The sequence below is a fragment of the Pseudomonas sp. UBA2684 genome (assembly GCA_002354655.1).
Lineage (GTDB): Bacteria > Pseudomonadota > Gammaproteobacteria > Pseudomonadales > Pseudomonadaceae > Aquipseudomonas.
On record DELY01000053.1, the window covers coordinates 85,002 to 88,293 of the forward strand.

4 protein-coding genes are annotated in these 3,292 nt (G+C 51.0%); all 4 read right to left on the bottom strand.

Annotated features, from left to right (window positions below):
• On the bottom strand, nt 1-932 hold a 932-nt coding region (locus B3M58_RS20680; RefSeq protein WP_414704117.1), incomplete at its 3' end, for an NAD(P)/FAD-dependent oxidoreductase.
• Between the two features lie 449 nt (nt 933-1,381).
• Complete coding sequence (locus B3M58_RS20685) at nt 1,382-2,266, bottom strand: DUF2971 domain-containing protein (RefSeq protein ID WP_296222086.1); 885 nt, start codon at nt 2,264-2,266, stop codon at nt 1,382-1,384.
• A 97-nt stretch (nt 2,267-2,363) separates the two neighbouring features.
• Nucleotides 2,364-2,726 carry a hypothetical protein gene (locus tag B3M58_RS20690; protein ID WP_296222087.1) on the bottom strand — a complete coding sequence of 121 codons (363 nt, stop codon included), beginning with the start codon at nt 2,724-2,726 and terminating at the stop codon, nt 2,364-2,366.
• Complete coding sequence (locus tag B3M58_RS20695; RefSeq protein ID WP_296222089.1) at nt 2,726-3,094, bottom strand: hypothetical protein; 369 nt, start codon at nt 3,092-3,094, stop codon at nt 2,726-2,728. The genes B3M58_RS20690 and B3M58_RS20695 overlap by 1 nt, the downstream gene beginning before the upstream one ends.
• Nucleotides 3,095-3,292 lie beyond the last annotated feature (198 nt).

Below are 3,292 nucleotides of genomic sequence, written 5' to 3' on the forward strand. Positions count from 1 at the left end.
CCCCCCTGCCAGTCGGCGAGCGTCTCGGCAATCGCCTTGAGCTCGCCTGGGGTGTACTGCTTCATCGGCTTGGAGGCGAACCAGCTGTCGGCCAGCAACCCGGCCATCTTCTTGGTGAACAGCTCGGCGAGCAGGGTTTTCAACTCGCTGTTCGGCCGCTCCTGCTGCTGGGCGGTCAGCCATTCGGGCAGATCGATGTGTGGCAGCAGATTGATGCTGATGGCATCGCCCGGTTGCCAGAACGAAGAAATCTGCAAGATCGCCGGGCCGCTCAGGCCGCGGTGAGTAAACAGAATGTTCTCGCGGAAACTCTGGCCGTTGCAGCTCACCAGGCAGTCTTCCACCGAGGTGCCGGAGAGTTCCGTGCACAGGGTTTTCAATTGCGGGTCGGTGATGGTGAACGGCACCAGCCCGGCGCGGGTCGGCAGCAGGCTGTGGCCGAACTGCTTGGCCACCTGATAACCAAAGCCGGTCGCGCCGAGGGTCGGGATCGACAAGCCGCCAGTGGCGATCACCAGCGACTCGCAGCGCAGCGCGCCGGCACTGGTCTGCAACTGGTAACCGCTGTCCAGCTTGGCGATCTCGCTGACCGAGGTGTCCAGGCGCAGCTCGACACCGGCTTCGTCGCACTCGCTGAGCAGCAGACCGAGGATGTCGCTGGCCTTGTGATCGCAGAACAACTGGCCGAGCTTCTTCTCGTGGTACGGCACGCCATGCTTGGCCACCAAGCCGATAAAGTCCCACTGGGTGTAGCGCGCCAGGGCGGATTTGCAGAAATGCGGGTTCTGCGAAAGAAAGTTGCTCGGTTCGCAATACATATTGGTGAAATTACAGCGCCCACCGCCGGACATGAGAATCTTCTTGCCGGCTTTATTGGCATGGTCGAGCAGCAGCACACGACGCCCACGCCCGGCAGCCGTCAACGCACACATAAGCCCGGCGGCGCCGGCGCCGATGATGACAACCTGGGGAGTGAGCACAGCAACTTCCTCGACACGTGACCAGCGCCGACCGCGCGGCGCAAAACTGCGCGCATCTTACCCGAAGGCGCCGCCTCGGTGAGACGCGCGCGTCGACCACTGGCAACGCCAACTGCGCGCCTGGCGGCGAGCAGGGGGAATCAGGGGAACAGTTTTCTAGTGGTTGTGGTGAGCAGCAGCACTGTCGGAACAGGCGGCCCCTGCAGCGGAACAAGGCCGATAACAATCATGATCTGCGTGATCGATTGAACGCTTGGCCCCCGCTGCGCGAACTACAGAATGGCCAGGGCGATAAAGCCAAAAACAGGCCGAATATACGAATGCAACCGCGCTGCCGACAGTGGCAAAGGAAAAGCGTTACTCACTGCTTGTGGGGAGAGTCCATATACCAATTGTTATGTTTACCAAACGCCAAGAGTATCAAGCAATTCTTCGTGCCCATCTAGCAGGGCTGAATTTTTAATTATTTTTGGGTTGATGCCGTATTTTTGGCATATTGCGATAGTGCTCGAAACAAAGGGTTCGCTTGCAAATGGAGAGATGTATATTTCTTCGATTAACTCTTCGACGTTTATCGCTATAGATTCCGCTTTTGGCTCAAAACCACCAAGGGTCTTATAGTCAATTTCTGGAATGGTAAATAGCCTCACTTCGTTTTCATGGCAAAAGGATGCGCGTTTTAGCAAGGGTGATAAGTGTCCATCAATTAAACAGTCTTTTGGTGAAATATTTTGACCATGAAAATCTAGGTATTTTACGGCTCCAACTTGCACAAGCAGATTTTGATCAACTGACTCTATCGATTTTTTAAGTGAGTCTATGCTGGTTTTGACAGCAATTCCTTTACCGTTTTCTGAGTACAATCTCCACATGGCTTCCGATTCATGTAGGTTTCTGTGCCAGCAGTTTACAGTTATTCCTTTTGCTATTGTTTTATATGCTTCTTTAATGAAGTCGTTCTGCGAGTCAAGTCTCGTGCGAAGTTGCGAAAGTAATTCTTCGCCGATAGTGTTGATGGTTCCTGATTTCCTTGAGTTTTCGGCCAGCTCTGTTAGCTGTGAATATACGGTCTCAAGCTCTTTATAAGATGATCCAAGAACCGTAGCCAAAGCTTCAAATGCAACTTTAGGTAGGTAGCCCTCAAAAGGGTCAGACTTGGCGTAATAGGAAAGCGGCGCAAAGTAAAGCGATTTTACTTCTAGTAAATTTATGAGCTTGTCTATAGACATATAGCGCCATAGGGAATGCTGGCCTGTAATACTTGAACCCAGTTTTACTGTTGCCATTCGAATCACCCCATGACTTAGTGGGAAACATAACGTTAAGTTAAGGGGCGGGCTTTAGCCCGTCCCAGTGAGCGCAGCGAACGATTTAAACCAGTAGTTAGGTCTCATCTGAAGCCGTAATTTTCCCAAGCAGACTCTCTATTTTTTCTGCTTTAAAGTAGTAAACTACACCCCTAACAAGCCAGGCAAAAGAGATTATAGTTGCAATAATAAAGAGAGCTTTCCATACATCACCAGCGACATTAAATGTCTCTTTAAAGTCGGCGGTTGATAGTGCAGCCACAAGAGAGATAAATACGCCAAGGGCTGCTTGCCACCCTGTGGATTTTTCAACGAATTCAATATGCGTGGTGATTAGAATTCTAAGCCGGTCAACCGTTATTACCACTACGTCTTGGGACACGTTTCTGTGAACCTTACCAACTTCTACTTTGCTGTTCGTGTACTTGGGGGTGGACATCACACCACCTCCAGCATGAACTGAATATTCACGGAGTAAATTCGATTCGCGTAATGGACGAAAGCAAGAAAAAGAATATCTTTCCGTTCTTCTCCTTCTCCGAGCGTCAGTACAAGCATTGGATCTCCGCTTGATGTGGCGCCCGGTCTTCTCCAATTAAAGAAAGTAATAAGTCCACGCTCATCATCATCTGGATCTGGACTCCCCTCAATACGTCTGAGGGGCTTTTCTTCCGAATCGTCGTCAGAAGAGAATTTAATTCTGAAAGAAACATCATCCCCGAGAACGCTAAACTCAATTATCGCGTCATCTTCCGGCATCTGAAGATATGATGCTTGATGCACCACCTCGTATTTTCCGATCTTCATACATCCCTCATGTTGTGCATATGTCTATCTTGGACCTAACGTCTGGTTAAGGGGCGGGCTTTAGCCCGTCCCAGCGAGCGATCTGAAGACTGTAATGGACTCCCCCCACGCCACCGTTCTATACCCAGAACAGTGGTGACTGATTGTTGGGAGAGGCGTTATGAAGCGTATTGCAGTTGATCTGGCCAAGTCCGTATA